The following is a 23,155-nucleotide window of genomic DNA, read 5'->3' on the forward strand; positions in this document are numbered from 1 at the left end:
GGGTGTAGGCCTTCGACGGGCCTAGACTTTCGACCCACCCCCCCTGGTCCGCTCCTGCGACTGCTTGGTGCGATCGTGGTAGCCCTTCGACACCGTCTGGATGTTGGCAGGGTCCCAGAACAATTCGGGGTCGCCTCGATGCGCAATGATGTGGTCAGCCACGGGGCTATTGTCGGCTGGGTATTTGCCGATGCAGAGGATGCCCGTCTGCTGACAAACCAACCCGTCGCGGATCCAGACGGACTCGCGCAGCTTTTGCCATCGAGCCGTTCCATACCAAGCACGCCAAGCCTGGCTGCGATCACGTGCTCGCAGACGCTCCTGCTCGCTCAGTCCAGCCGTGCCAATGCGAGGAGGCAACGCGCCAATGCGCGGTGCCAAGCTCTTCAATCGTGCCATGTAAGCGGAATCATCCCCAGCGCGGCCAACCTGATGACATCCCGTCACGGCTGGCCTGGGCCTGATGGCGCGGTCCCTCCACTCTGAACTTGGGAGGTGCGACTCTTTCAGGTCTCCTGGGGCAGACTCGCTAGCGGCCTTTCGCAACTTGCGCAAGATCAAGTTCAACGATGGTTGAGCGGCCGAAGATTGCGACCTCCAGCCACACGCGGAACTCATCAACGCTGTCGACAGTGCCGCTGTATGAAGCGAATGGACCGTCCACAATCCGCACCTTCTGACCCAGCTTGAACGCCAGAGCCTGAGCCTTTCCAGCATCAGGATCTTTCTCAAGAAGGCAGCGTAAGCGTATGATTTCGTCGTCTGAAACAGGGACAGGCCGTTCATTGTAACCAAGCACAGAACGCACGTGTTTGACGCCGGCAACCCCAAGCCACGCATGTGCTCGATTGGCCACCCGAACGAACATGTACCCAGGCCAAGCGATCTGGAAGGTAGGCTGGTCCGACTGATGCTTTCGCCCACCACGCCGCTTCGGCTCGATCTTCTGCATCGGCAGCCATCCTTCGATTCTGGCATCGTGCAGCAGGTTTTCCACAACCTTCTCTTGCCGGTAATCGACTCGGATCACATACCACTGCCTGTCAGGCTCGCTCATACCCGCTGCAGCCAGCAGCGCTTGGCTGCGACGGCTCAGCTGCTGAGCCCGCTCGCCTGCCGCTTCCGCTCGTTCTGTGCTGATGATCTTGCCCTGCGGATCGACCCACCCAGCTTCACTCCGCTGCAGCGCTTTGGCTTTGTTGCCCGTCATCATTCCCTCGCACCGCCGCTTCGAAGTCCGCCAACCGCTCAGGTCCCCCCTTCGGGAACCACACCGCACGCATCCCCCCGGGGTCGGGAATCCAAGGCCATCCGCGCTTCTCGTGCTCAGCCCGCCAGGCCTTCCAAAGCTCACCGTCGCGCACTACAGGCTCCATCAGCTGCTGCAGCGCCTCGTGCCGCGGATCGACGGCAATGCCGCGCCGGTTGATAGCGCGGTCGTGCAAGCTGTTGATTTTTGGCCAGCCGTAGCGCGCTTGGCGCGAAAGCCGTTCCTGCCGGCCGACGGCGTCCTGCCGCGCCATCAGTTCTTCGATCAGCGCCGAGGCCTTCGGTCCCGCAACCGGCGGCTCGGTAAGCAGTGCCCGAAAGCGCATGGCGTTCCAGAGCGGCCCGAAGGGCGGCGCGTCCAAGGGCTTCGGCGGCTCATCGGGTGCGTCTGGCACAGCCGTCCACAACCGCTCGCTGAAATAGGTGGAAGGTGCCGGCGTGTGGCTTTTCCGCTGCGCCTTGAGCAGCGCCAACCAGGCCGGAAACTTAGCTTCCGCTTCGGCTCGATCCTCAGCCGAAAGCGCAAACCAGGCACGCTTGGCCGGCTCCTTTGGCATTCCGTCGAAGCCCGGCCAGTGTTTCACCAGCTTCCAGAACGTTGCCTCGACCTGCCTCGCGTTTTCCTTTTCGCCTTCGCGCGCGCCCTCTCTCTCGCTTCGTTCAGAATCGGTCGTTCTGAAAGGGTCGTTCTTAGGTGCCGGCTCAGGACCGGCAGGGGGTGCCGGCTCAGGACCGGCAGGGGGTGCCGGTATATCGGCAGGGGTGCCGGTATATCGGCAGGGGTCATCGGCATCGCGAATCGCCTCCACGCGCGGGTGCACCGGGTCGAGGATGACGCGGTAGACGTGCGGGCTATCCCGGCCGCTGACTTCGTCCTGGACGTAGCGTTCCAGGTAGCCAGCTTTCACCAGCCGCTCGACGGCCTCGAACACTGTGGAGCGTGCGCAGCCCATCTCGTCGGCCATCTTCACCTGGCTTTTGCGACACCAGCCGAGATCGTCAGTGTGGCGGCCAAGCACGCAAAGAACCTGAAGGTCGCGCGGTTTCAGCGCCGGGTCGGTTGCGGCCCGCGCAGGGATGATGGAAAGGCGAGGGCCGGTCATGTTCTCTTCCAAACTTCGAAGTCACTGCGAAGCGAGACCCATCGCTGCGCAGCAGCCTGGTCTTCGTTGAGTTCGCGGCGGGATTTCACAGCAAGAACTGAGCGTAGCTTCTGCGCCACGCGCTCATCAGTCAGCGGGCGTTCGAGCCCGTGCCGCTCCTGAAGGAAGACGCGGAACGCCGGCTTGCCGCATTGCATAGCGGCTTCGGCGGCATAGTCCTTCCAGTCGCGGGTGCGGGCTGTCTCAGGGCGCAGCTGCGCCTTCAGGTCCCGAATCTCGCCAAAGGCCCGATCGAGCAACCGCAGCAGAAAGCCGAGGATTAAAGGCGCGTCAGCGATAAGGCGCATCTCGTGGCGGGTTGCCATAACGTCGAATCGGCAAATGGGCGTGAGCTCGCCAGTTGGCCCGCGCGCATCGATCATCTGGCCATTCTCATCGGCCGAGTGCAGCCATTCACCGGGCGCGACATCAACCATGAGCTGGCGGATAAAGCGCAGGAACAGCGCATCCTTCTGACGGGTGGAGGGCTCGGTCACCCTTGCCCCCGCCATTTGCGCACGGTCCTGCCGGTTACGCCGAACAGCGCGCCGATGTCTTCCTCGGAAAGCAAGGGAAGCGCGCGCTCGATCTCGCGCACGGCTTCGGCACGCGCCCGTGCGGCAGCAGCGTTCTTGCGCTGCAGCTGCATCAAGGCAGAAAAGGCGATGCCGTGCCGATCCACAACGCGCCGGATGATGAGGTAAGTCTTGCTGCGGATCAGCGCCTGATAATCGGGCTGCTCCTGCAGCACCTTGGCGATGTCGGCCTGCGCGTGGGCGAAGACGTCTGCCGCCGCGCGCTGCGCCGCTTCAAAGTTCTCTCTCCCGAGCGCGAGGATCGCCTGCGCCCGCTCTTCCGCGTCGCGCTGGATCTGCCGAGCTGTCCGCTGTCGATCGACGCGCCGCGCGAAGCCTTCGGCAAAGCCGTGCTTGGTGATTGGCGCGTGTTTCGGCAGGTCTCGACGCGGTGCGGCCATCAGTCGGGCACCTGGTCGATCAGGGTCAGGAGGTCCTGGCGCGCGCCGTCCAGTCCCCAGCTGCTGAACACTCCTCGGTGACAGGGCTTGGCGCAGGCCGCAAACAAGGCGTCGAGATACGCCACGCCAGCAGGGAAATCAGCGGCAACACACGCATTGCGGAAGCTCGCACGAAAGCCAATCAGGTCGAAAACCGGCGCGGTTAAAAGCGCCGCGGCTCGGTCGCGGTCGGTTTGAGCGCCGACGAGGGTCGCGAAGGCGCTCATAGGAGCCTCCGGAACTCGACCGCGCGGCCCTCCCGGTAAGCCCGCTCGATGCCCTGCTGCATGCCGAAGCTGATGCCGCGATCCTGGTAAACCACTGTGGCCTGGGCAAAGCGCCCCCACAGCAGCCCTGCTTCGATCCCCAGCGCGCGCTCGGCAGGGTCGAGGTCGTTCAGCACACCGGGCTGTGTGTAGAGCAGGTGCGACGCGATGGGCGCTTCGCACCGCATGAAGCAGTCGCGCAGCGCGACGCGCGCATAGGCGAGGTTGGCGGCGACGTCGCCGGCGAAAGGGCTCTCGAGAATGACAAGCCTCACGCCGCACCTGCCTTCAGCCGCAGCCAGGCATGCGCGAGCGCCATGCGCGCCGCACCTTCCTTCTGCGCCTTACCCTCGAGTGGGTGGCCATAGATCGTCCAGGCCCAATGATCGCCGCGAAGGTCGACCGATCCGATGACGCGCCCGTCGATCTCGGCAGCGAAACCTTCGTCGCCGCGCACCCAGACGATCTCGCCATCCGGCAAGCGTGCCGTATCAGGCCCAAGAGCGGGGTTGGTTTCGAACGCTTTCCAGTCGACTCGCGTGATAAAGGTCCGGTCGCCATAGGAGCCGTCCGGCTGGCGTTCCCAGATGAACCAGGCCGTGTTCATCCGGCTCGAGGCTTCCGGCCCGTCCCAGCCGTCCCGGTGCATCATCGGCAACCGGCGCTTGAACACCCACACGCGTGCCGGTGGGTTGTCATCCATGGCGAAGTTTCGCTCGGGATCCTCGAAACCGCACAGGAAGTTCAGGTTGAGAAGCAGCGCCATTTTGCGCGGCCGGTGCACGCGCAGTGCATGCGCGACATAGGCGTTGAGTACCGCTCCATAAGGCGGGTTGGTCACGATGTCGGGGCAGCCGCCGATCGGTTCCAATTCGATAAAGTCACGCACGAACTGGCATTCGCCGTCGCGGGTGGCCGTGCTGTAATCGACCAGGTCGGACAGCAGGACGGTGTAGCCGGCATCTTCCAGCGGTCGCGCGATTGCGCCGCGACCGCACGAAGGCTCCAGCACACGCGGGCCGAACCGTTCGAGCGCGAGCAAGGTGCGCATGGCCTCGACCGGCGTCTCGTAAAGATTGTTGCCGCGCTCTTCCTTGGACGCGGAATGTGTACCGACCGCCGCGCGCAGGTTCGCCCGGTTCGGCGCCAGACCTGCTTCGATCCGCGCCGCAATGGCACGCTCGACAATGCCCGGCTCACGTTCTTCTGCCGCGGCGAGCTTCCGCGCTTCGTGGATTTCCTTGCGGGTCAGGCCTGCTTCTTCGGCGGTAAAAACGTTCTCGTCTGGAACGTTTTTCGGGCGCCCGCGTGTGGCAGCTTCGCCTGCGTCCTGGGCAGCGTCCCATTCGGCGGCGATGCGAATCTTGGCCCGCGTTTCGATCAGCAGGGCATCGCCCTGCAGCCGTCGCGCTTTCGCAACGAGGCGTTCGCCAGCCCGCATTCGCTCTGCGAGTTTGCCGGCAAGCTTGGCCTGCTCATAGGCTGCGCTCGCCAGCATCTTGGCATCAAACACGTCACCATCGTCGAGCAAGGCGCGGGCGCGCTCAACGGTTGCAGCGAGGTCGGAGGCGTCGGCAGAAACTGCGACGTTCATCCCGCGCACCCCTCGGAAACGCGAGCCCGCTTCTCCATCGTCCAGATGTAGAAGTGCTCGTTGTAAGCCTGCCGCTCTTCGGCCGTGACAGAAGCCAGGTCGCGCCGCTTCTTGTTCTGCACGGCATTGAAGCCGCGCCGCAGCAGGCAGCGCTTGGAAGCTTCGTTGCACTCCGGCAATGGACATTGCAGGCAAGGGGATCCTGTCACCGCCGCTTCCCCTTTGCCTTCGCCGCCTGCTTCAGCCCGTCGAGCACCAGCTCGACACGCTCGATCGGCAGGCCGGTCGCTTTGGCGATCGCCGCGGGCTCGGCCTCGCCACAGCAGGCGAAAACGAGCCGCACCTGTTCATCCAGTTCAGCATCCGTGGCGGGCGCGCCACGCACTTGGCCGATCCGCGCGGCAAAGGCCGCGTCGAACAGCAGCTGCGTGTACTTGTTGGCTGTGTATCCCTTGGCCTTCGCCTGCTCTTGTAGGTTGGCAAACGCCTTCGGCAGCAGCTGTACGGTCAGCGTGACGGGAACCGGCGCAGCCATCAGGCAAGCCTCCCGCTCGAGGAGCGCTTCGCCCAATAGGCGGGCAGGTGTTCGCGCGGCGCGAGCTGACGCCGACCCGTCGAACACAGGTCGCGATGCTTGTCGCAGTAACGGTCGCCGCTACGCCCGCCGGCCCAGCGATCTGCCGAAACCTCGGCTGCGCAGAAGCGCGTCGCGTCACCTTCGCCGGAAAGCGGATATCGGCACTGACGATCCTTGATGAGGAGGAGCGTTTTCATCAGCCAGCCCTCGCCAGCTTCAACCCGCCTTTGGCCTTAGCTGCCGCAGAAGCCTTCTGATATTCTTCGGCACCGCGAACCAACTCGGCGACCAGTCGGTCTAACCCGGTCAATTCGTTGGCCGACAAGACGCCATCGGCGATCGCGATCGCGAAATAAGAGCTAAGCTCGCCCTTCCCGGCGAAGATCCCGGCAAGCACCGTCATCAGACACTTCTCGGAGGAGTCTTCCTCGACCGGGTCACTCAGCCGGCGACCGAAGATCAGGGCTTCGGCCGACGTAACCAGTGGCAGCTTGCAGTGCTTCTGAAGCCTGATCTTTGCTGGCGTCGGCATGATGGTCGGATCACCGACATCCGCCCAACGACCGACAGTGCTTCGGCCGTAGCCGGAGATCAGCTTCGCGGCATCGATACCGCCGCACAGCGTGATCAGCTGGTTCTGCGCATTCTTGATAAGGGCGAGATCGGCGGGGGTCATTGGCTCTCTTTCGGCAACAAAAAGCCGTCGCCGGGACAAACCGGCGAAAAGTCCCGTGGAAGGACGGTTCAGGTGGAGTCAGAAAGCGGACGTCAGGCGCTTACGGGGGACCGCATGGAAGCAAAGCAAACATCATGGGCGCAGCTCCCGATCGAGATCGGCAGCGGTGTCGAAACGCGGCGGCATCGGCAGGCGCATGGCACGCTCGCGCGACGCGAACACGCACATCAGCAGCGACTGGACGGCAGAAACGGCGAGCAGAAGGATCTCAAGCCAAGTCATTCAGCAGCCCTCCGCAACGGCCGGTCCCGGAACCCCCGTCACGGGACCGGCCGCGCCGCCCGCCGACAGGGAGGTGGTGCCGGCTGGAGCAGGAGAACCGAAGATGTCCGGGCGCAGCTCCTGAACGGATACGCCGCAGAGCTGCGCGACCTGAAGCGCCTTCGCCGCAGGAACGATGCGCCACTGCTGCACCGCCTGCGGCGTAATGCCGAGCATCCTGGCAAGTGCACTGAACGATCCAGCGGCTTGCACAGCGGCAACAAGGGCATCTTCAGGGGTCGCATGTCTCATGGGTCGCGACTTTAAGCAAAACTCAAAAATATATACAAGCGATACTTTTATGGACCGCTTTAAAGGCGAGCTTGCAAATGCTGCTCATGGCTAGAGCGAAAAACGAGAAGTCTGCAGCAATCGGTGCCGCGATCCGTGAGGCTCGCACACGGCGCGGGAAGGTCATGCGCGAGGTGGCTGCACACCTTGGCATTGACACTGCCGCGGTAGGGAATTGGGAGACGGGACGAAATCTCCCTTCCACTCAAAACCTCCTGTCAGTCGCTGAATTCCTGCAGGTCGACGCTGTAGCGCTCGGCAAAGGCAGGGTTATCTTCAACGAGGAGGATGCTAGCAGCTCCAAGCTCAACGAGGCGGAAATCGTCTCTGATCCCGCTCCCTTTCCGGCTGGGCCAAATGACGTTCAAATCCTCGGAGCCAGCGTTGGGGGCGAAGAGGGCGATTTCACGTTCAACGGTCAGATTATTGGCTACACCAGGCGTCCGCCCGGTATTGCGCACCTCAACAACGTTTTCGCCGTCCACGTCATAGGCGACAGCATGGAGCCCCGCTTCGAACCAGGCGATATGATCTACTGCAGTTCGCGCACGGCGGTGTCAGGGGATGATATCGTCATCGAGATGTTTCCAGAGGAAGGCGAAACAGTCGGGAAGGCTTACATCAAGCGCCTGGTGAGGCGGGCGGGTGGTGAGTTGGTTTGTATGCAGTACAACCCGCCCAAGGAAGTCACGTTCAACGTCTACGCGTTGAAACGCGTTTATCGGGTAATTCCGCTTCGGGAGCTGGTTGGGTTCTGAGGAAGTGAGCTTCACCCCGCAGCTGAGCAAGCTCCGTTCGAAATGCTACCTGCACTGTTATAGCCTTGGCGACGGAGCCTGTGTCGCGGCAGGGTTGGCAGAACAGACGATTGCTGAGACATGAAATAGGCGTGTGCCTGGTTACGCCGTTGCGCAAAATCTGAGCTGGTTTCCACCAACGCTTGCGGCCGCAATCTTGGCATTCGATTTGAATCGAGGAGACTTCTCCTAGAAGAGCTTCTCGGGTGGGCAGCGATGACATCCTTACACGCCTCTTGTTCTCATTCCGTTCTATGATTGATTCTTCCGGCGCAGGAGTCGAGTCGCAAATTGCGAGCAGCTAGATTTAAAGTTCTGCTTGCATGATGTTTTGAGTTTTGCTTTATTTCGCTTCATCGCATCCCGCGATGGAGTCAAACTCAATGATTCAGATCCGTTCTGCCGAACCGGCTGCTAAGCCTGTAAGGGCATCCGCCGCCCAGCCTTCTGATGAGGCCATCGTCAACGGCCTTGCCGGCATTATCGACCGCCTCCGCTTTAACGACCGGCTCGTCGACGTCGACATGCTGTTCTTGGAAGGCGAAGGGGATTTCACCCGCGCGGAAATAATCCGCCACCTAGACGCCGCCCGCGACCGCGCCATTGAGGACCGTCGTGCTCGCGAGGCTGAAAGTCGGGTCGCCTGACATGGCCGCGCTCAAGGACTTCGCTCAGGATCTCGCCGGCCTCGTCGGCATGGGGATCTTCGCCACCGGCGTGTCGCTGCTCCTGGGCTGCTGGCTATGAGCCCTGCACGCAACCCGTTCACCCCCATCGCCAAGCCGAAGTCGGATCCGCTTCTGCAGGCCGGTATTCTGGCCGCGTTCGGCACGCTCGTCTTCGTGGCGCTTGGCATCTGTTTGTTTTGGGAGTTCCTATGACCGAGAAGACGATTGCTCTCAGCGTCAGCACGGCAGCCCCAGAGCAAAAGACCAACCAGACGCTCGAAATCCTGCGCTCATCGTTCATTGTGCGCGGCGCCGATCTGGCGGCGCGGCTCTCCACAACCACGCGCACAGTAAATCGCCACGTCAATCGGCTACGCAAGTTGGGTTATCGGATCGATGGCGCCGCCGGTCTGGGTTACTGCCTGCGCGGGGATCGGCAGCCATGATCGACGATCCCGATTGCGACGGCGCGCTCCGCTGCACGTGCTGCGGCGGCTGGATCCGCAAGGGCCATTTGTACTTCCGGGAATCGGAAGGCGCCCTGTGTGAGCCCTGCGCGCCAATCTTCAAGCAGCTCCTCGACGAGGACGACAGTTTCACCAATGCCGATGGCGATCCGCTATCGGCAGAAGAGCGCCGCGCCTGGTTTGACGGGCACATCGCCGCCGGCGGCCAGCCGACCGACAGCATGGCAAGGAAGGTTTGGTGATGGCGTCTCAGGTCACAGCAGAGCTGGCGTGGCGATGCTTCCACTGCGACGAGGTTTTCACATCAGAACACGAGGCGCGCAAGCACTTCGGCCGAGCTGAGGATCAGACTTGCGCGTGCCTGATTAAGGGTTCCGAGCATGGGCTTGTCGAAGCTTTGCGGCGTGCGGAGCAAGACGCGGCTGATGCATGGGCTGCCTTGCACAACGAGAGCACCGACTTCGCAAAAGCTTATTTCGCTCAAGCAGCAAGGCACCGGGAGCAGCTTAGAACCATCGAACAGGTGGGGTATGACAGAGGTATTGCCGATGCGAAAGCGCATCCAGAGACGCTTGGCCTTGCGCCTAAGGGATCTTCCTGATGGCTGTCTATGTCGACGACATGAAAGCCTCCTTCGGGCGCATGGTTATGTGCCACATGTGGGCGGACACGCGCGATGAGCTGTTCGCCATGGCCGATCGGATAGGGGTTGCCCGTAAGTGGTTCCAGCGACCGGCAAGCGCTGGCGTGATCGGCATGAACGCGTCATGGGAGCACTTCGACATTGCGCAAAGCAAACGTGCCATGGCGATACGCTTCGGCGCCATTGAGACCGATCGCTATGGCCCGCTGGAATACGAAGCCCGCCGCAAAGGCGACCAGACTAAACTTGAGCGCATAGCCAGCCTTCGTGCGCGGCAGACTGCCGAAGCCGCGCCGCTGTTCCCCGACCACTTCGCCACCGCCGCATACGCCGATCGGCTGAAGGACGGCTAACCATGAACCAGCTCTTGACACCGGTCGAAGCCGCACGGGAACTTGGCATCGGCCTGAAGACGCTCAATCGCGCCCGAAAGGCAGGAGAACTGGCCTACATCAACATTGGCTTCGGCACGCAACGCGAAGCGCCTCGGTTCGACCGCGCTGATCTCGAAGCCTGGATGGAGAAGAGAAGGAAAACCCTGTGTCCGTCTTCATCCGAAAAGGTGACGCGTCGGGCGTCTACGCCTACGACTTCCGGATACGCGGTCGTCGATTTTGCGGCTCTACGGGCGCAACGTCGAAGCGAGAAGCAAAAAAGGTAGAAGACCAGAAGCGAGCCGAGGCCAAAACCCAGCTCGCCGCCGAAGCGGCCTTTACCGCGCCGCGCATGACGCTTGATGTCGCGCTGTCCCGCTGGTGGATCGAGGTCGGCCAGCATCACAAGAATGGCGACACCACGCTGTGGTCCATGGAATGGCTCAAGGCTTTCTTCGGCCCCACCAAACTCCTGGAAGAGATCAGCGACAGCGATGTCGCTCGCATGATCGCCCGCCGCCGCGGCGACAAGGTGCCGAACTCTGTCACCAAGAAGCGGCCCGAGGGCCGCCTCGTTGGCCCCGCCACCGTCAATCGAACCGTCATCCAGCCGCTGCGCCAGGTCATGCTGCGTGCCGAGCGTGTTTGGAAGGTGAAGGTCGGCGAAGTTCATTGGTCCGGCCGGCTGCTCGATGAGCCGCAGGAACGCGTGCGCGAGGCGACGCCAGATGAGGAATCGGCGATCATGCAGGAGCTCGCGATCGGCTACGATCTGGCGGTCGAGTTCGCCTTCCTGACCGGCTGCCGTCGCATGGAGATCCTCGGCTTGGAATGGACGCGGGTCGATTTCTTCAACAAGCAGTTCACGATCATCGGCAAGGGCGGCCGGCAACGCATCCTGCCCATGACTGAGCGCGTGCGCGAGATCTTCTGGGGCGAGCAGGGCAGGCACCCCGACCAGGTCTTCACCTATGAGGCCGCTCGCACGGTGCGCATGAAGGACGGCCGTTTGCTCGAGCGCGGCGCCCGCTACCCGCTCACGGAGGCGGGCCTGAAGACGGCGATGCGTCGCGCCGTGTCTGACGCCGGCGTCGTCAACTTCCGCTTCCACGACACGCGCCACACTGCCGCGACACGCGTGCTTCGGAAGTCCAACCTCCGCGTCGCCCAGTTGATGCTCGGCCATACGGACGTGAAGACCACCACGAAATACGCGCACGCGCAGATGAGCGACGTGCGCGCGGCAATGGAAGCAGCCGCGACAACAGTTACCGCAGATTTTACCGCAGAAGGCGAGGGGGTGGGTTCTAAGAGCTTGCGGGAGAAGAAGAATTCGGCTTGAGCCGCTGTTTCCCCCAGTCAAGTGCGCTACCGGGCTGCGCTACGCTCCGAACCGCCGCAACCCTTATAGAGCGCGGGGTATCGGCGCAAGCGCGAAAACAGGTGATGCCTTGTGTATCTGTCCGCGACGGCATTTTCTCGGCTCGCCGACGCGATCGATGCGGGTATCCTTGTTAGACCTGCTTCTGCTCTGCCAGTCCAGTGGACGATGCAGAAATCCATGCGTCCGCCAATTGCCCCGCCACCGCTTCATGCGTGAAGCGCCGCTGAATGTTGCGCAAACCCGCTGCCGCTACCGTGCCCAGCAGCGCCGGATCTGCCCGAAGCTTCTCGATCAGCGCGGCCAAGGCAGGCGGATCGCTTTCGGGAACGATCCAGCCGCCATCGGCAGTCACAGCCGCAATCGCCCCGCAGGTGGACCCGATCACCGGCACCCCGCAGCTTTGCGCTTCGATGATCACCCTTCCGAACTGCTCTTTCACGGCGTTGGTGGTCCGTGTCAGGAGAAGGAGAGCATCGAGGCTGCGGATGAAGTCCGCAACCTCGTTCGGGCTCCGCCAGCCGCCGATGGACACGCGGTCTCCGAGACCCAGCGTCTCGATCTTGCGGCGGAGTTCCCGTTCATGCGGGCCTTCACCCACAATGGCGAGGGTCACGTCTGGGGCGGTGAGGGCGAGTGCATCAAGAGCGTCGTCGATCCCTTTTTCCACGACCAGGCGGCCGACATACCCCAGCCTTAGCGAACCCTTCGGCTCCACCGCCGCCTTGGGAAAGAATGTCTTCGTATCGACCCCATAGCCGATCTCGGTCACGGGCCCGTCATACCCGCACGCCCGCACCACGTCCGTTGCATCGGGGTTGCGGGAAAGAACGTGGTCGGTGCGGCGAAGAACATGCCGGCGGATCTGCTCGAAGGGGGGCGGCAGCCGTTTCAGAATGTTCTGGTCGACCTCCAGCACAAGCGCCGCTTCGCCCTTCAGGAGGGAAGATTGCAGGGCAACAAAGCTCCAGGGCTCTTCCCAGAGATGAATGACATCCGGACGCAGCCTGCGAACAAGCTGCGGCAGGCCGGGGTACACATGGAGGTACCAGCTCGCCGGCCCGCCGCGGCCGAACCAGATCGGCAAAATGTTCATCGTGACACCTTCGTCCGCCGGCGGGTCGGCGGTGATGGCGCGGCCGAACTGATACCAACGCTGCGGGGCAACAAGGTGGACGTCGAGATCGGCGCGATCGGCGAAGGGGCGGTAGCGCATCCGCCCGCTTGCGCTTTCCACAGCGGTATGGGCGACCGAAAGAACCCTGATCGGCCGCTTGGACATGGCGACTGAACGGGGCGCGACATCGTGATGATCGACATCAGCGTCAAGTGAAGGAGACGGATGCAAAGCAGGGGTCATCAAGGCGCACTCACCTCTTTAGAACGGACAAATCTCTGACCGGACGGGTCATCGTTTCTTCCTTTCGAATGACACCAGCCGCTTGCCTACGAGTTTCAGCAGGTCGGGGCACAACAACCACCCAGCCATGATCGTGCAGCAAAGCCAAGCCGTTCCGCCCACCGCCAGTCGTCCGACCACGCTCGGCACAACGTCGGTGAGCGGCCAGGCAACAAGAACCAGAAGGGCGGTGGGGAGGAGTGCCACCAGGATCAGGCGCAAAATGGCGATGCTGCATCCCAGCGCCAAGGCGACGCCCAGCAAAAGCACGCCGCTGCGGGCAGTTTCGCCAAGCCCGATCATGAAGATGCGGGGATCCCCGACAGGGCCGAAGGTCTGTGCGACGACATTGAAGCTGATGTTGGCGGCATAAGCGGACATCAGGACAATCGCCGCAGCCATGTTGCGGCCGGAGCGGTTGAGCAGCCGCAGCAGCACCCACCCCAGGGTCGACGCCCACATGCCGAGTGCAATGCCGCTCAGCGCCTGGCTTGTCAGCGCGACACCGTGTTCGTCGAAGGCCCCGCGTTGGAAGATCAAGCGCACCACATCTTCGGCAAACAAGAAGGTGAAGGCGGCAAAGGGGATCGCCACCGCCAGGATAGGGCGTGCGATCTTTTGCGCCTGAACCTTGTTGTCGTACTGGCCATTGCCGGCCAGAACCGCCATCCCGATCGGCTGGCTTAAAAGAAGCAGCGCGCTGTCGCTCAGCGTTCGAGCATAATCAAGCGACGCAACCGCGCCTGCCGCAGCGCGCGAGGCGAAAAGCCGCTCGAGCCAGACATGGGCCTGTTCTGCGCCGGGCAGCAGCAGGAAAGGTCGCAACCTCCGCAGAAACTCCATTCCGGTGGCGACGACCTGCGCGCCCGTGATGCCTGAAAAGCTGAGATTGCCTTCGGCAACGAGGCGCCAGGTAGCCCAGGCTCCCAGCAGGTTGAAGGCAGCGGCAAAGGCCCACCCCAGAACGAAGTCGTACTGCGTCAGGACGAGCAAACCCAGGCCGACAAGGATGCTGATGTTCAGGATGCTGGCGCGCAGGTTCATGATGCGCGTTCTGCCGATCGCCATCTCGCCGGCCGCAAGGCAGTTGAGAAGGACGGAAGCGGGCATGCTGAGGCACATGATGTGAACGAAGTGCAGCGTCAGATCCCGCGCTTGAGGCGAGAAGCCGCCCACCATCGTGTCGACGAGGAAGTCGCCAAACAAGAGCATGGCAATCATCAGCAAGGCGCCGATCGACGTCAGCGAAAGGGAAAGCCGCGCCAGTTGCCGGGGGCCGTCGCCGCGCGTTTGCCCCTCCTTCATCATCGGAATGAGGATGCCCGGCACGCTCTCGTTCTGGAGGAAGGCGAGGGGCAAGAGAACGGCCGTTGTGGCGGCGCGAAAGCCGTCGGCGACCACTGCGACGCCGATCACCTGAGCCATGGCGATCTCGCGGAGAAAGCCAAGAGCCTTGCCGGCGAGAGCCCCGCCCATGAGAAAGAACGCCATGGCGCTCTTCGGGCGCATAGCCGCAAGCTCGAGTTTCTCGGGAGGCAAAGCGGTCATCAGCATCCAGACTTCTTGCCCACGCGCGAACATGGCCCGCGGAGGCTTAGTCTGTGCTTAGTGCGAAGACCTAAAGATTCTGCAATTGCAGCCGCTAGACTTTGCCGGGGGTGGATCGTTTCAGGGCTGGTGGCGTCTCATCACGACGCGGCGTGAGCAAGATGAGCGACCAGAACAGGAAACCGAGTTCCCCCGAACCCAGAATGGCCAAGGGCAGCTGAAACAACGCCCCAATTGCAAAGGCCCCCACGGCCACGGCGCCAATCGTGTCGGTTCTCGCGGTCGGAGCGACAGCTGCGCAAATCGCCCACACAAAAGAAAACAGGCACAGAATCCCGACCGGTATTCCCATTGCCTGCCAGCAGGCGATGATCATGCCGTCCACGGCCATGCTCCCGGCCGTCCCAACATCCACGGTGGAAAAGCCACTGCCGATCACCGAACTGTCCGGCAGCGCCCACAAGGTCACATATTGCTGCAGCCGCTCCTGCGCGCTTCCGTCGTTGCTGCCTTGCCCGAGGGTGGCGAGCCGCTCCGTGATCACCTCCGAAAAGGGGGAGATGGTGAGCGCCAGCAGTCCGAGCGCAACAACGGCGCCGATCATGAAGATGGCCCGCAGACTGGTTCTCCGGAAAAGGAGGCAGAACAGGACCCCGGCTGCCAGGGCGATCCACGCCGTCCGATATTGCGACAGCATCAGGCCGATGAGGGCCGGGGACGCCAGCAGGATCGGAAGGAGGCGAAAGCGGCAGATGAAAATCAGAAGAAGGCCCGTTGCGGTAAACGTTGCATAGCTTGCAGGTCCATTCAGGGTGCTGAACGAGCGAACGCCGTAGGGTACCGGCTGTCCGGCCGACAAGATGGTGGCGTATTGCATCCAAAACCGATCCCATTCCGGAGGATCGATGTATTGGTAGATGGCGTAAGCGCCCGTCAGCGGCAGGATGATCGCGAAGGCCGAAGTAGCGGCCTCCAGAAGCTCATCCCGATCCGCCAACGTCGCGAGGGTTGCGGCGTAGATAATGGGCGCTAGCCATTTCAGGGCCCCTGAAGCGGCATCGGACCAACCGCCGTGGAGAATGGTGAGCAAAGTCGCGTAGATCACGCACAAAACGACGACGACGGCAGGAGCAACAGCTTTGCTCATCCGCACATTGCCCCGCAGCAGCTCCATTCCCGGCACAAGAATGGCAAGCAGAGGCCCGACCAGCATCAGGCTTGCACCGTCAAAGCCAGCGGAAACGTCCACAAGGCGCCGCGCAAACGGAGCGAACGCAAACAACAGCAACACATTGCGGAAATGCGCGGCAGGGCTTTTGCGCCAGGAATACCAACTTACGGCGATGCACCCGAGCACAAAAAGAGGCCGGGCGAGGGACCCCAGCGAAGGACCGATGGTGATGGCGATCCCGAGCAGCGCAGCGGCCGGAATGAGATCCGGCATTCCCCACTTCGCACCGGCAGGCGCCGTCACGGCACTCATGCGGCGACCTTTCCAGTTACGGAAGCCAGCATCGCGCGAATGCTGCCGCGCATGCGATCGGCAGTGTAAAGCTGCGCCGCTCGCTCGGCTGCATCGGCGGTTTGCTTGGCGAATTCCCCTGGCGCCGCAAAGAAGGCATTGATTGCCTGGGCCAGAGCCTGCGGATCCCCGGGGCGGACCAGTCGACCGGCCCCGCCATCGGCAAGGATCTCGCGCGCCGCGCCGGCATCGGCGGCGATCACCGGCGTTCCGACCGCCATGCCTTCCACGATCGTCAGGCCAAAAGGCTCGGCGTAGATCGAGGGATGCACTACGCAGTCGATTGCGGCCATCAGCGAAAGAACATCGTTGCGCTGGCCAAGAAAAATAACGCGCTCACTGAGGCCGAGCTGTTCAACCTCGCGATGCAGTTCTGCCTCGTAGGCATCCTCGCCAAACAGCGGACTACCAACGAAAACAGCGCCGATACCCGACGTGTCTTTCAGCGCCTGAAGGAGGACGTGTTGCCCTTTCCACCGTGCGAGCCTACTGAACACGCCCACGAGCGGGCCTTCAGGCAGACCGAGTTCAGCCCGCGACAGCCGCTTGAGCGTCGTGGATGCGATGCCATTCGGGATCACGGTCGGCAGATCGGGTCTTCCGCCTGCCTGGACGAAGGCTTCGGCGCATGCTGTTGAAGGAACGATGACCCGCGTCGCCAAGCGATTGGCCAATGCGATCTGCAGCTTGCGCTGGGCTCCGCCAAAATGCGCCTCGTCCAGAATGTCGTGCAGGTGCCAGATCAGCGGGCGACGTACGATGCTCGCGGCCAGGGCGGTCAGCAGGAAGGCCTTTTGCGAGTTGGCGTAAAGCACATCGTGCCTTCGTGCGGCCCGGGCAATCTCCATGATCAGCGCCAGCAGCCTACCACCGGAAGGCAGGGCACGTAGCAAGGAGCGGTCGCGTCGGATGTCGTTCAGGCCCGACCCGTTCCTGGCGATGCTGATCTGCAGTCCGCTTGCTTGGAGGGCGCTCACAAGGGGACCTTGCTCGAAAAGAAACGCCGAAGCCCCCGGAAACCCTTTGGCCACTTCCGCCAAGACATATTCCGCGCCAGACATCGTGCTGACGTGGTTGACGAATAGCAGCCTGCTTCCGCTCATCACCCGAGCCGGGCATCCGTTGCCGGTTGAAGCACCGGCTTTCGGTCACGTCCGAAGTTGATCATGGTCACCACCACACCGATCTCGACTTCTCTGGAAGCGAGAATGTCGGCGATGAGCGGCCTCGTTGCATCCGTGTCCAGCTCGTCCTGAGTTGCACAAACCACCACCACCTCGGCGTGATCAGCGAGCCGGAATATGTCAGCCGATGTTGCGGCGGGACCATCGAGCAGGATCAGGCCGTAGTCCTTGCGAGCCCAGCCAAGAAGCTCCTCCAGATCCCGCGCCGACCCCTCGCTTTTTGGCAGAACCAGTTTGGCGTAGCCTGGCGGAACTACGTCGAGCCCCTGCACTGGGGTCCGGACAATCGGGTCCTGTGGGAGGTGGTGGTTGTGCGGGAGGGACGGCGCCAGCATCTCCGAAATCAGGGGGCGCTTGAGGTTGCAATCGATTACGAGCACCTTTTCGCCAGAAGCCGCCAGATGGTGCGCGACGGCCGCAGTCGTGATGGTTTTCCCGCTGCCAACAGAAGGGGAGGTGACCAGCACCACCTGAGCAGCACGCGGGCCGTCGCCGCTCCTTGCTGCCGAACCGAAGATCCAGGAAAACTCGTCAAGCGCGTCCCTGGCATCCGGATCCCTGATCAAGCCATCCGCAACGAGACGCGCCGAAGCTGGCGAAGGATCGAGGTCATCGGCAGCGTCGATATACGGAAGAATGGCCGTGAACTTCAGGGCGCGACGCGGCGCCTGGCTTTCCGCGGGCTGTTCGACAAAAGGTGCTGCGGGGGCGAGGCTCGCATCAGCCTCGGAGCCCGTCTCCTTGCTCCGGGTGACCGGCACGGGTGCGGGCGACAGCTTGTCGGCAAGAAACGCGGCCACGGCTGCCAACAGCAGCGCCAGTGTCAAGCCTGCGGCGGCAAACGGAACCTTCTTTGGAAAGAACGGCTTGGTCGGCACGCGAGCTTCACTCACCAGGCGCACATTGCCTGAGCGCACGCGGCGCTCGACTTCCAGCTGGTTGATGCGCCCGGCAAGATCCGCGTACTGCTGCCGCTTGATCTCGGCATTGCGGACCGTGTCCTCGATGAACACTTCACCGCCGGTGGCGGTCGAAACTTCGGTTTTGGCGTTGTTCAACTGCTGCGAAAGCAGCGTCACGCGTTCCGTTGCCGCTTCATACTGCTTTTGAGCGTTCTGGGTGACGCGCTCGATTTCACTCGCCAACCGGCTGTTGAGGTTTCTGAGCTCATCAACACGGGCTCTCAGGCGCGGATGCGCCGGCCCGAGGGATGTTTCGGCATTGGCCAGCTGCGCTTCGGCTTCAATGATCCGTTGCTTCAGATCACCGATGGTCCGGCTTTCGAGAACCGCCGTCGAGTTGGCGCTGCCGCCGAGGGCCACATCGCGAATTTCCGCCAATCTGGCGCTCGCCGTTGCTTGTGCAGCCTCTGCCGCCGCGAGTTGCCCGCTGATTGCGGTGAGACGCTCTGACCCGACAGGTCCGCTGGCGCCGCGCACCAAGCCGTTCTCCGCCCGGTAATCGGCGATCAGCTTGTCGAGGGCGCGGATCTGATCGTTGAGACTGGAAGCTTCTGCCCGCAGCCAGCTGGCGGCGCTTTCCTGCCCTTCCGCGACCGTTTCGCGCTGAACCTCGAGATAGGCTGTGATGAGCGCATTGGCCATGTCGGCTGCCACTTGCGGCTCCGACGACGTGTAGGAGATGTCGATGACACGGGACCGGCCGACGGCCCCGATCGCAAAGCGCGTCGATGTGTAGTCGAACAGCCTGTCCATGCGGTTGAAAAGGCGTTCGCAATCACCGCCGAAGCCTTCACCGTTTTCTGCAAGGCATTCCGCCTGCAGCGCAGCCTGTGCCTCGTCCGAGGAAAGTGCCCGACGCATGACGCGCTGCGAGCGGGCAATCACCAGCTGGCTTTCCATGTCCGCGGGATCACCGGCTTTCAACGCTTCGCCCGGTGTCTGCGTCAGCGCCGGCTCGGGATCCCCGACCAGCACCGTACCGGTTGCGACGTAGCGCACGGGCGTGGCGAAATAGGCGAGGGCCGTCAAACCCAGCACGGAGATGAACACGACGGCGAAGAGCTTCGCGTGCCGAACCAGGATGCCGAGCGGCTCGAACCGCTCTGATGCGGTTGTTACCCAGGCTGGCCTCGAAAGTCTGATCGATCTCAATGGATGCCTGCCTTCTCGACGACATCGGAACGCGCGTCGATGCGTCGAGGACGGTCCTCGTTCTTTCGGGACAACAGCGCAGCGTCGACCGTGGCCTGAAACTCGGAACGGAAACGCTCAGCCGAAAACCGTTTTGCGTTCTCCACGCAGTCCTCGGGCGAAAATTGCGTTTCACGGGCCGTGAAGGTGGACACGGTAGCGGCAATTGCTTCCGGCGTTGCTTCGTCGAAGAACAGACCTGTCAGTCCGTCCACGACCGTTTCCTTGGAACCGCCGCGACGCAACGCTAGCACCGGTGTACCTTCCGACTGAGCTTCCACCGAAATGATGCCGAAGTCTTCCTCGGCAGCAAAAATGAAGGAGCGTGCGCCGGCCATCAGTTCGCGCAGCTTTGCGTCGGACACGTAGCCTGCGAACTCAACATTAGGCGTTGCGATCTTGCGCAGATGATCGGATTGCGGGCCGCTTCCCGCAACAACAAGCTTGAGGTTCGGCAGCAATGCGAAAGCGCGAACAACAACTTCGATGTTCTTGTAGGCGACGAGGCGGCTGGCCGTCAGAAAGTAGTCGCCCTTGAAGAAGGGTTCCAAACGTGTGGAGAGGTCGACCGGCGGATAGATCACCTGAGCCGTCCGGCCATAAACCTTGCGGATACGGCGGGCAATGAACTTGGAATTGGCGATCATCACGTCAGGTCCGTGCCCCGTGCGGACGTCCCAGATGCGGATCCAGTGGAGCAGCAAGCGCATCAGCATGCCCTTGGGACCGCGCGCGGAGCCCGTTTCCGCGAGGTAGCGATGCTGGAGATCCCAGGCATAGCGGATCGGCGAATGCACATAAGAGATGTGGATCTGGTCGGGACCGGTGAGGACGCCTTTGGCCACCGCATAGCTGCTGGAAATCACGAGATCGTAGGGGGAAAGGTCAAGCTGCTCGATGGCGATCGGCATCAGCGGCAGAAGCGTGCGGTGGATGCGATTGACGCCCGGGAACTTCTGCAGAAACGTCGTATGAACGGGCTTGGACAAGCCGATCCGCTGGCGGCCTTCATCGTTCAGTTTCTCGAAAACGGTGTAAACTTCCGCTTCTGGAAACAAGGTGAGGATTTGCTGCAAGACGCGCTCGGCACCACCGATCACATAAAGCCAATCGTGAACAATAGCGACGCGCATTGCGTTCCCGTCTAGCCGAGACTTCGACAATCAGTAGTTTGGATGCGCTTAAGGCGCCGTTAAAGCCAATCCGCTGGAGCGGAAGGCACCGAGGCAGAGCCGTTATTTGTACTTCAGCATGTAGGTTTCGTTACCGGAAAGCTGGAAAGTCACGGAAGTCATTCCGTCAACGGCCTGTGTTTCTCGCAGGCCATCCCAGCCCCAGAGTTCAGCACTCGTGGCCCAAGGGGGAACCGCGACTGTCCAGGGTTCGCCTACAACGCGGTCCGTCCAGCCTTCGCGGTTCTGCAGCACGATGAGGCGTGCCCCGTCGCCTTCAAGCGTCATGGTGCCGGAGCCGGGTCCATCAAGTTCGACGAAGGTCATGTCGCCTGCGAGATCTAGCACCTGCTTCAGGACTTTCGACCGGACATCAGGCTTCCACGGGTTTTCTCCCACCGCCATCGCATAAGCGAGACCATCGACGCGCGGCGTGTCGGCGAGGTTCCACGGAAAGGCCAGCACCGTGGCCGGTGACCGGTCGTTTTTTCGGACGCCGAGCTGATCCCAAACCGCCGTCAGGAACAGAGAGCTGATCAGCGCGTCATCATCCCAGCCATCCGTACGGGCCGTGTTGAACTCGGTTGCGTAGAAGTTGATGTCGCGCGTGATGCCCAGTGCCGCCTTGGCTTTGTCGAAGCAGGTTTGGGCGGAAAAGGCGCGCCCGCGTTCGATCGGGTACCATTGCACATGGTAGTAGGTGTGGAAGTCGAGCCCATCGAGCCTGCCGTCGTTCAAAAGGTCAGCGATGGCGGGGCCATAGCCTCGGAAGGTCGGATCGCCATGGGAATTGCACGTGGCAAAGCCCCCCGGCACGACCTTGAAATCAGGGTTGACGCTGTGAACGCCATCCGCGAGCCCGGCCAGCGCATCCCGATACTGGTCGAGCGGGATGGTCTTTTGAACATCAGGCTCGTTGATCGCTGTGAACACGGTGACACCCCAGACGCCCGCGTTGTTCTCCTTGGCCCAGGTCCCGCCGCGTCCGAAACGCGCCGCATGTTTGCGCCCGACCTCGTACCAGTGGTCATAGGATCCGATGGGCTGCGGCGGCTCGAGGAACTGGTAGCTCCCTTCATACTCGAAGAGGATGATCGGAGTGATGTCGTTCCGGTATGCCTGCAGCATCGCGGCATCGAAATCCTCCGGCGTCACGATACGATCAACCGTGCGCCAGCCATAGGAGTTCATCCTCCCCATCCGTGCGCCCACGCCGTGAAGGGCCTCGTAGAGGTTCGCGAGCGGTGCTTCTCCTGCAAGATGGGTCAACAGATTGCCGCCGCCCACCCGCTCGCGAAGCGTTCGCTCGTCCTGAGCCTGCGCTCCGGCCACCAGCCCGAACAGCGCAAGACCGGCGGCAAGGGCGGAGATACCCGGGTGTGGCACGCGCATTGTCATCCCTGGGACTGGCGTGTCGATGAAGCGGCAGGACCCCCATGCTCGAATCTCGGCTTCCAGGCGGAGATGAGCAGGAGGGCCATCGCAGCGACACAAGGAAAATAGATGCGAGCTTCAGGAAGAGGGAAGCTTGCGAACTTGCCAAGGGTGGCGATCACCAGCGCAAACATCAGGCCGTGAAAACGGGACCCCTTCGCTTTTCCCGAGATGCTGAGCAACCGCCAGCCTGCGATCGCAAGCAGCAACAGTTCGGCCCAGTTCTCGTTGGTGAGCGTCTTTAGGATCCCCCTTGCGTAACCCTGCGCCATGGCCATGATCGAGAAGTCAGGGTCGAAGCCAGTCAGCGTGTTCTGGATTTCCACCGTCGAGAAGTAGAAGTGCACCCACCAGCCCGGGTGCTCGCCATAGCGCGACAGCGCAAGGCAGGCGACGAAGGCGGCGGCGAAGGTGACGATGAATGGCGTTTTGCGCCAGCCGAACAGCACGGCCGCAATCAACACAGCGAAGATCTGGATGAGCGTGTCGGGGCGAAAGAAAACGGCTGCTAGGAGCAGCAAGCAGGCAGCAAGATCACGCTTGCGCAAGAGGAGATAGGTTGCCACCACCAGCAGCAGGCTGACGATCATGTCCGGTGTGGCAAGCGTCGTCATGTGCAGGTAGTCGGCGAGCCCGAGAACGGGCACCAGAACAAGGGCGCCTTGCAGCGCGTCTTCACGCTTCAGCCAGTAAAGGCAAAAGGCTGCGAAGAGGAGCGACGGAAGGATGCTCAGCAGGATCGCAGCCTTGTCGAGCCCTGTGACTGGCTCAAGCAGCCGAAGAGCCGCAATATAGGCTGCCTTCACCCGGTAGAAGGGAAGTTGCGTCACAAAATCAGTCGGGTTCTCCCACTGATGCAGGTTGTAGGGCTGGCTCTCGCGAAGAAGATAAAGGTCGTGCTCGTTTGCGCCTTTCTCGACCTCGCTCCAGGTTTGGGCATGGAGCTCGACGGGATCATCGATCCGGTTTTCAAGCGCGGTCGCCACATAGGCAAGCATGTCCCAGTTGTATCCGGGGCGAAGCCAGGTGGCGATGGACAACAGCAGAACCACCGCGACCATCAGGGAAATGCCGAGCCGCTCATACAGCTTCGGTGTTGCTGCCCATTCCGTGCCGATCGCCGTCCATTTGCGCATGGATCGATAAGCGGAACTGGTCGCCACGTCTGACATTCGGAGACTCCTCCAGCAGAGTGGCCCGGCACGGAGCAAGCCAAGTGCCCTTCGGTACCGGCCCGCAGCCGGCCACATGATGGCACTGCT

29 protein-coding genes and 1 pseudogene are annotated in these 23,155 nt (G+C 62.3%); 8 read left to right on the forward strand and 22 right to left on the reverse strand.

The window, feature by feature from the left end:
* Positions 1-21: 21 nt before the first annotated feature.
* The 14 genes from J5Y06_RS13130 to J5Y06_RS13195 form a co-directional block, all read right to left on the reverse strand.
* Positions 22-399, reverse strand: coding sequence for an HNH endonuclease (locus tag J5Y06_RS13130; protein WP_209335639.1), 378 nt, complete (start codon positions 397-399; stop codon positions 22-24).
* Between the two features lie 130 nt (positions 400-529).
* Positions 530-1,213 carry a transcription termination/antitermination protein NusG gene (gene nusG / locus J5Y06_RS13135; RefSeq protein ID WP_209335640.1) on the reverse strand — a complete coding sequence of 228 codons (684 nt, stop codon included), beginning with the start codon at positions 1,211-1,213 and terminating at the stop codon, positions 530-532.
* Positions 1,173-2,372, reverse strand: a complete 1,200-nt coding sequence (locus J5Y06_RS13140) for a helix-turn-helix domain-containing protein (protein WP_209335641.1) — start codon at positions 2,370-2,372, stop codon at positions 1,173-1,175. The genes nusG and J5Y06_RS13140 overlap by 41 nt, the downstream gene beginning before the upstream one ends.
* Entirely contained in the window at positions 2,369-2,923 is a 555-nt protein-coding gene (locus J5Y06_RS13145; protein ID WP_209335642.1) for a hypothetical protein, read from the reverse strand. Before J5Y06_RS13145 ends, J5Y06_RS13140 begins: the two co-directional genes overlap by 4 nt.
* The gene (locus tag J5Y06_RS13150; RefSeq protein ID WP_209335643.1) at positions 2,905-3,387 is read right to left on the reverse strand and encodes a hypothetical protein; all 483 of its coding nucleotides are present in this window, start codon (positions 3,385-3,387) and stop codon (positions 2,905-2,907) included. Before J5Y06_RS13150 ends, J5Y06_RS13145 begins: the two co-directional genes overlap by 19 nt.
* On the reverse strand, positions 3,387-3,653 hold the full coding sequence (locus tag J5Y06_RS13155; protein ID WP_209335644.1) for a hypothetical protein: 267 nt from the start codon (positions 3,651-3,653) through the stop codon (positions 3,387-3,389). Before J5Y06_RS13155 ends, J5Y06_RS13150 begins: the two co-directional genes overlap by 1 nt.
* The gene (locus J5Y06_RS13160) at positions 3,650-3,967 is read right to left on the reverse strand and encodes a DUF7768 domain-containing protein (RefSeq protein ID WP_209335645.1); all 318 of its coding nucleotides are present in this window, start codon (positions 3,965-3,967) and stop codon (positions 3,650-3,652) included. The genes J5Y06_RS13155 and J5Y06_RS13160 overlap by 4 nt, the downstream gene beginning before the upstream one ends.
* On the reverse strand, positions 3,964-5,286 hold the full coding sequence (locus J5Y06_RS13165) for an SAM-dependent methyltransferase (protein ID WP_245247833.1): 1,323 nt from the start codon (positions 5,284-5,286) through the stop codon (positions 3,964-3,966). The genes J5Y06_RS13160 and J5Y06_RS13165 overlap by 4 nt, the downstream gene beginning before the upstream one ends.
* Positions 5,283-5,495: a hypothetical protein gene (locus J5Y06_RS13170; protein WP_209335646.1), complete on the reverse strand. Its 213-nt coding sequence runs from the start codon at positions 5,493-5,495 to the stop codon at positions 5,283-5,285. The genes J5Y06_RS13165 and J5Y06_RS13170 overlap by 4 nt, the downstream gene beginning before the upstream one ends.
* A complete protein-coding gene (locus tag J5Y06_RS13175) occupies positions 5,492-5,821 on the reverse strand; it encodes a hypothetical protein (protein WP_209335647.1) in 330 nt (109 codons plus the stop codon). Before J5Y06_RS13175 ends, J5Y06_RS13170 begins: the two co-directional genes overlap by 4 nt.
* Positions 5,821-6,060, reverse strand: coding sequence for a hypothetical protein (locus J5Y06_RS13180; protein WP_209335648.1), 240 nt, complete (start codon positions 6,058-6,060; stop codon positions 5,821-5,823). Before J5Y06_RS13180 ends, J5Y06_RS13175 begins: the two co-directional genes overlap by 1 nt.
* A complete protein-coding gene (locus J5Y06_RS13185; protein WP_209335649.1) occupies positions 6,060-6,539 on the reverse strand; it encodes a hypothetical protein in 480 nt (159 codons plus the stop codon). The genes J5Y06_RS13180 and J5Y06_RS13185 overlap by 1 nt, the downstream gene beginning before the upstream one ends.
* A gap of 132 nt (positions 6,540-6,671) precedes the next feature.
* Complete coding sequence (locus tag J5Y06_RS13190) at positions 6,672-6,821, reverse strand: hypothetical protein (protein ID WP_209335650.1); 150 nt, start codon at positions 6,819-6,821, stop codon at positions 6,672-6,674.
* The gene (locus tag J5Y06_RS13195) at positions 6,822-7,112 is read right to left on the reverse strand and encodes a transcriptional regulator (protein WP_209335651.1); all 291 of its coding nucleotides are present in this window, start codon (positions 7,110-7,112) and stop codon (positions 6,822-6,824) included.
* 77 nt (positions 7,113-7,189) lie between these two features.
* Here J5Y06_RS13195 and J5Y06_RS13200 point away from each other — a divergent pair, with 77 nt between their 5' ends.
* The 8 genes and pseudogenes from J5Y06_RS13200 to J5Y06_RS23455 all read left to right on the forward strand — a co-directional run bounded on the left by J5Y06_RS13200 (position 7,190) and on the right by J5Y06_RS23455 (position 11,442).
* Positions 7,190-7,909 carry an XRE family transcriptional regulator gene (locus tag J5Y06_RS13200; protein ID WP_209335652.1) on the forward strand — a complete coding sequence of 240 codons (720 nt, stop codon included), beginning with the start codon at positions 7,190-7,192 and terminating at the stop codon, positions 7,907-7,909.
* Positions 7,910-8,331: 422 nt separating this feature from the next.
* Positions 8,332-8,595: a hypothetical protein gene (locus tag J5Y06_RS13205; protein WP_209335653.1), complete on the forward strand. Its 264-nt coding sequence runs from the start codon at positions 8,332-8,334 to the stop codon at positions 8,593-8,595.
* 96 nt (positions 8,596-8,691) lie between these two features.
* Complete coding sequence (locus J5Y06_RS13210; RefSeq protein ID WP_209335654.1) at positions 8,692-8,829, forward strand: hypothetical protein; 138 nt, start codon at positions 8,692-8,694, stop codon at positions 8,827-8,829.
* A complete protein-coding gene (locus tag J5Y06_RS13215) occupies positions 8,826-9,062 on the forward strand; it encodes a helix-turn-helix domain-containing protein (protein ID WP_209335655.1) in 237 nt (78 codons plus the stop codon). The genes J5Y06_RS13210 and J5Y06_RS13215 overlap by 4 nt, the downstream gene beginning before the upstream one ends.
* Positions 9,059-9,325: a hypothetical protein gene (locus tag J5Y06_RS13220; protein ID WP_209335656.1), complete on the forward strand. Its 267-nt coding sequence runs from the start codon at positions 9,059-9,061 to the stop codon at positions 9,323-9,325. Before J5Y06_RS13215 ends, J5Y06_RS13220 begins: the two co-directional genes overlap by 4 nt.
* Before the next feature lie 358 nt (positions 9,326-9,683).
* Positions 9,684-10,079, forward strand: coding sequence for a DUF4031 domain-containing protein (locus tag J5Y06_RS13225; protein ID WP_209335657.1), 396 nt, complete (start codon positions 9,684-9,686; stop codon positions 10,077-10,079).
* A gap of 2 nt (positions 10,080-10,081) precedes the next feature.
* Positions 10,082-10,246: pseudogene (locus tag J5Y06_RS23575) on the forward strand (helix-turn-helix domain-containing protein); the annotation flags it as partial.
* Positions 10,247-10,266: 20 nt separating this feature from the next.
* A complete protein-coding gene (locus tag J5Y06_RS23455; RefSeq protein WP_342453426.1) occupies positions 10,267-11,442 on the forward strand; it encodes a tyrosine-type recombinase/integrase in 1,176 nt (391 codons plus the stop codon).
* 172 nt (positions 11,443-11,614) lie between these two features.
* Here J5Y06_RS23455 and J5Y06_RS13240 read toward each other — a convergent pair whose 3' ends face one another.
* The 8 genes from J5Y06_RS13240 to J5Y06_RS13275 form a co-directional block, all read right to left on the reverse strand.
* Positions 11,615-12,763: a glycosyltransferase family 4 protein gene (locus tag J5Y06_RS13240; RefSeq protein ID WP_209335957.1), complete on the reverse strand. Its 1,149-nt coding sequence runs from the start codon at positions 12,761-12,763 to the stop codon at positions 11,615-11,617.
* Between the two features lie 126 nt (positions 12,764-12,889).
* Positions 12,890-14,428, reverse strand: a complete 1,539-nt coding sequence (locus J5Y06_RS13245; RefSeq protein ID WP_209335660.1) for a lipid II flippase MurJ — start codon at positions 14,426-14,428, stop codon at positions 12,890-12,892.
* 94 nt (positions 14,429-14,522) lie between these two features.
* On the reverse strand, positions 14,523-15,911 hold the full coding sequence (locus tag J5Y06_RS13250) for an O-antigen ligase family protein (RefSeq protein ID WP_209335661.1): 1,389 nt from the start codon (positions 15,909-15,911) through the stop codon (positions 14,523-14,525).
* Positions 15,908-17,053, reverse strand: a complete 1,146-nt coding sequence (locus J5Y06_RS13255; protein ID WP_209335662.1) for a glycosyltransferase family 4 protein — start codon at positions 17,051-17,053, stop codon at positions 15,908-15,910. The genes J5Y06_RS13250 and J5Y06_RS13255 overlap by 4 nt, the downstream gene beginning before the upstream one ends.
* Entirely contained in the window at positions 17,053-19,248 is a 2,196-nt protein-coding gene (locus J5Y06_RS13260) for an exopolysaccharide transport family protein (RefSeq protein ID WP_209335663.1), read from the reverse strand. The genes J5Y06_RS13255 and J5Y06_RS13260 overlap by 1 nt, the downstream gene beginning before the upstream one ends.
* On the reverse strand, positions 19,245-20,420 hold the full coding sequence (locus J5Y06_RS13265) for a glycosyltransferase (protein WP_209335664.1): 1,176 nt from the start codon (positions 20,418-20,420) through the stop codon (positions 19,245-19,247). The genes J5Y06_RS13260 and J5Y06_RS13265 overlap by 4 nt, the downstream gene beginning before the upstream one ends.
* A gap of 102 nt (positions 20,421-20,522) precedes the next feature.
* Positions 20,523-21,851, reverse strand: coding sequence for a hypothetical protein (locus J5Y06_RS13270; protein WP_245247834.1), 1,329 nt, complete (start codon positions 21,849-21,851; stop codon positions 20,523-20,525).
* Positions 21,852-21,853: 2 nt separating this feature from the next.
* Positions 21,854-23,065: a hypothetical protein gene (locus tag J5Y06_RS13275; protein ID WP_209335665.1), complete on the reverse strand. Its 1,212-nt coding sequence runs from the start codon at positions 23,063-23,065 to the stop codon at positions 21,854-21,856.
* Between the last annotated feature and the right edge of the window lie 90 nt (positions 23,066-23,155).

The sequence above is a fragment of the Tianweitania sediminis genome, from assembly GCF_017813335.1.
Lineage (GTDB): Bacteria > Pseudomonadota > Alphaproteobacteria > Rhizobiales > Rhizobiaceae > Tianweitania > Tianweitania sediminis.

Bases quoted from the DNA above. Each gene is read 5' to 3' on its own strand.
- J5Y06_RS13215 (WP_209335655.1), top strand. From the start codon at position 8,826: ATGACCGAGAAGACGATTGCTCTCAGCGTCAGCACGGCAGCCCCAGAG.
- J5Y06_RS13155 (WP_209335644.1), bottom strand. From the start codon at position 3,653: ATGAGCGCCTTCGCGACCCTCGTCGGCGCTCAAACCGACCGCGACCGA.
- J5Y06_RS13140 (WP_209335641.1), bottom strand. From the start codon at position 2,372: ATGACCGGCCCTCGCCTTTCCATCATCCCTGCGCGGGCCGCAACCGAC.
- J5Y06_RS13145 (WP_209335642.1), bottom strand. From the start codon at position 2,923: ATGGCGGGGGCAAGGGTGACCGAGCCCTCCACCCGTCAGAAGGATGCG.
- J5Y06_RS13185 (WP_209335649.1), bottom strand. From the start codon at position 6,539: ATGACCCCCGCCGATCTCGCCCTTATCAAGAATGCGCAGAACCAGCTG.
- J5Y06_RS13270 (WP_245247834.1), bottom strand. From the start codon at position 21,851: ATGCGCGTGCCACACCCGGGTATCTCCGCCCTTGCCGCCGGTCTTGCG.
- J5Y06_RS13250 (WP_209335661.1), bottom strand. From the start codon at position 15,911: ATGAGTGCCGTGACGGCGCCTGCCGGTGCGAAGTGGGGAATGCCGGAT.
- J5Y06_RS13210 (WP_209335654.1), top strand. From the start codon at position 8,692: ATGAGCCCTGCACGCAACCCGTTCACCCCCATCGCCAAGCCGAAGTCG.
- J5Y06_RS13190 (WP_209335650.1), bottom strand. From the start codon at position 6,821: ATGACTTGGCTTGAGATCCTTCTGCTCGCCGTTTCTGCCGTCCAGTCG.
- nusG (WP_209335640.1), bottom strand. From the start codon at position 1,213: ATGATGACGGGCAACAAAGCCAAAGCGCTGCAGCGGAGTGAAGCTGGG.
- J5Y06_RS13175 (WP_209335647.1), bottom strand. From the start codon at position 5,821: ATGGCTGCGCCGGTTCCCGTCACGCTGACCGTACAGCTGCTGCCGAAG.
- J5Y06_RS13220 (WP_209335656.1), top strand. From the start codon at position 9,059: ATGATCGACGATCCCGATTGCGACGGCGCGCTCCGCTGCACGTGCTGC.
- J5Y06_RS13200 (WP_209335652.1), top strand. From the start codon at position 7,190: ATGCTGCTCATGGCTAGAGCGAAAAACGAGAAGTCTGCAGCAATCGGT.
- J5Y06_RS13245 (WP_209335660.1), bottom strand. From the start codon at position 14,428: ATGACCGCTTTGCCTCCCGAGAAACTCGAGCTTGCGGCTATGCGCCCG.
- J5Y06_RS13180 (WP_209335648.1), bottom strand. From the start codon at position 6,060: ATGAAAACGCTCCTCCTCATCAAGGATCGTCAGTGCCGATATCCGCTT.
- J5Y06_RS13205 (WP_209335653.1), top strand. From the start codon at position 8,332: ATGATTCAGATCCGTTCTGCCGAACCGGCTGCTAAGCCTGTAAGGGCA.
- J5Y06_RS13225 (WP_209335657.1), top strand. From the start codon at position 9,684: ATGGCTGTCTATGTCGACGACATGAAAGCCTCCTTCGGGCGCATGGTT.
- J5Y06_RS13240 (WP_209335957.1), bottom strand. From the start codon at position 12,763: ATGTCCAAGCGGCCGATCAGGGTTCTTTCGGTCGCCCATACCGCTGTG.
- J5Y06_RS13165 (WP_245247833.1), bottom strand. From the start codon at position 5,286: ATGAACGTCGCAGTTTCTGCCGACGCCTCCGACCTCGCTGCAACCGTT.
- J5Y06_RS13275 (WP_209335665.1), bottom strand. From the start codon at position 23,065: ATGTCAGACGTGGCGACCAGTTCCGCTTATCGATCCATGCGCAAATGG.
- J5Y06_RS13265 (WP_209335664.1), bottom strand. From the start codon at position 20,420: ATGCGCGTCGCTATTGTTCACGATTGGCTTTATGTGATCGGTGGTGCC.
- J5Y06_RS13130 (WP_209335639.1), bottom strand. From the start codon at position 399: ATGGCACGATTGAAGAGCTTGGCACCGCGCATTGGCGCGTTGCCTCCT.
- J5Y06_RS13255 (WP_209335662.1), bottom strand. From the start codon at position 17,053: ATGAGCGGAAGCAGGCTGCTATTCGTCAACCACGTCAGCACGATGTCT.
- J5Y06_RS13195 (WP_209335651.1), bottom strand. From the start codon at position 7,112: ATGAGACATGCGACCCCTGAAGATGCCCTTGTTGCCGCTGTGCAAGCC.
- J5Y06_RS13150 (WP_209335643.1), bottom strand. From the start codon at position 3,387: ATGGCCGCACCGCGTCGAGACCTGCCGAAACACGCGCCAATCACCAAG.